Here is a 1,871-nt window from a genome sequence, read left to right as displayed (position 1 = left end):
TGAAATGCAGTCTTCTATATTTTCCAATTCGTAAACGTCTAATTTATTTGTTTTCATTTATTTACGCGATTTTTTTTCAACATTACTGCCAACGTTTTGCGGCTTGCAGAAGTGGCGAACTTCGTAACCCATTATTTTCGGCTAAGATAAAATTTCTTGCGGAAGATAAACGTGAATTAACCACATATTTCGCCATTTTTGCAAACCGCTGTTGTGAGTAGTGCTTATTTTTCACAGTTTATATTCGGTAACTTTTCCGCAATAATAAACTTCCGATTAAAGTATAAGCTATTCCCCCTATAATATTTTGAATTCCAAAATCTTGCGTGAATATTTCACCGAGTTGATGGAATATGCGACTAACATATTCATTTCTAAAAAAGTGAATAGGAAAAAGAATGAATAATAAAATAAAGAGTAAAACAGAATTTAACAGATGTCTGTTCTTTTTCCAATTGATAATACTGGAAATAATTATTCCAATTATAAATCCGTAAAAAAACCACAAATAAATGTCAGACATAAATTCACCCACAATTTCGTTTAGTCCCAATCTATTGTAACATTCACATTCTGGATTTTTAAAATATTCAATATAGCAATTGAATTTGTCAGTTTGTGTAGTAAAATAAAGATTTTGAATTCCTTGGATAAGAAAAATGCAACCAATAAATTGAATTAAGATTACCTTGAAATTTATTTTATCCATTTACTATGTTATTGAATTCTCCCAGTTTTGGCCGCATTACTCACAACGTGTCGCGGCTTGCAGAAGTGGGGAACTTCGTGACCGATTATTTTCGGCTAAGATAAAATTTCTTGTGAAAGATAAATGTGAATTTACCACATATTTCGCCATTTATGCAAACCGCTGTTGGCGGTTGCCTTTTTATTTACATTTTTTTACTCTTAAAGTATCTTTTCCGATAACTAAACCAATGTCCGTTTTTAAAACTTCGTTAATTTCTCTTTTTGTCCATATATGATATATTTCGGTATCAAAATATCCAGTAACAAGTGTTAGTATTATTGTATTATTATTTGTTTTAGGTTTTCCTTTTATTTTCATTTCGTCAAAATAACGAAAGTAATATCTGTCTTCTTTTTTTAGTGAATACAGAAAAACATTTGTGAGCTTCCCCTTTTCTATGTTTTTAAATATAAAATTTTCAGTATCCTTTATTTCGATTTGTATTACTGAAGGGATCAAATTTAGTTTTTGATTTATATAAGTAACTTTTTCGACACAATACTTTTCGCTTTCCGGAGCTTTGTTGCAAGAAAGAAAAAGGAAAACAAATAAACAAAATAGTTTCTTCATAGTTTTAATAATCGTAATACTTTCTGTCCATTTTTTGCTAAGGTTACCGCCAACGTCTTGGCGCTTGGCGTGGTTGGGGACTTTTGAAACCGAGTATTTTCGGCTTAACGTAAATGTAGTGAAAAAACGCTAATTCCACTAGAACCCCGATCACGCCAAACGGCTGTTAGCCGTAGTGTTTTTATTTAATCTCTTTTCGGTCTATCTCCTGAACCAATTCCCTTTTTTTCAATTCGTGCATTTTCTTCACGTTGTCTTCTTTGTTCTTCGTGGTATCTGCGTAAATCCTCTTGTTCTTTTTGCTGTTGAATTCTTCTTCTTTCTTCGGCTTCTCTTCTGGCTTTTTCGTCTTCACTCATTTTTTCTAGTTTAAATAGTTAACAAATATTATTAGCATTATTATTCCAAGTGTTAAAGATCCAAATGAAATTATATTTAGCCATTTAGTTACTTTATGTTTTGACCCCTATAAAACAAGAGTATTATTCTAAATTTCGATTATTAATTATGCTGTTAATTTTTCCATTAAAATTAGATGTTTATCCTGGTT

The 1,871-nt window shown here is 30.8% G+C and carries 2 protein-coding genes; both read right to left on the bottom strand.

Going from position 1 to position 1,871, the window contains the following annotated elements; all coding sequences use genetic code 11:
* Positions 1-889: 889 nt before the first annotated feature.
* Entirely contained in the window at positions 890-1,321 is a 432-nt protein-coding gene (locus HNQ00_RS16200) for a hypothetical protein (protein WP_173839546.1), read from the bottom strand.
* 185 nt (positions 1,322-1,506) lie between these two features.
* Positions 1,507-1,680: a hypothetical protein gene (locus tag HNQ00_RS16195; protein ID WP_173839545.1), complete on the bottom strand. Its 174-nt coding sequence runs from the start codon at positions 1,678-1,680 to the stop codon at positions 1,507-1,509.
* Between the last annotated feature and the right edge of the window lie 191 nt (positions 1,681-1,871).

It is taken from the genome of Flavobacterium aeripolare (assembly GCF_013294025.1).
Taxonomy (GTDB): domain Bacteria; phylum Bacteroidota; class Bacteroidia; order Flavobacteriales; family Flavobacteriaceae; genus Flavobacterium.
Note: the sequence above shows the minus strand (reverse complement) of the source record. Positions and strands in the feature narration are given on the sequence as shown.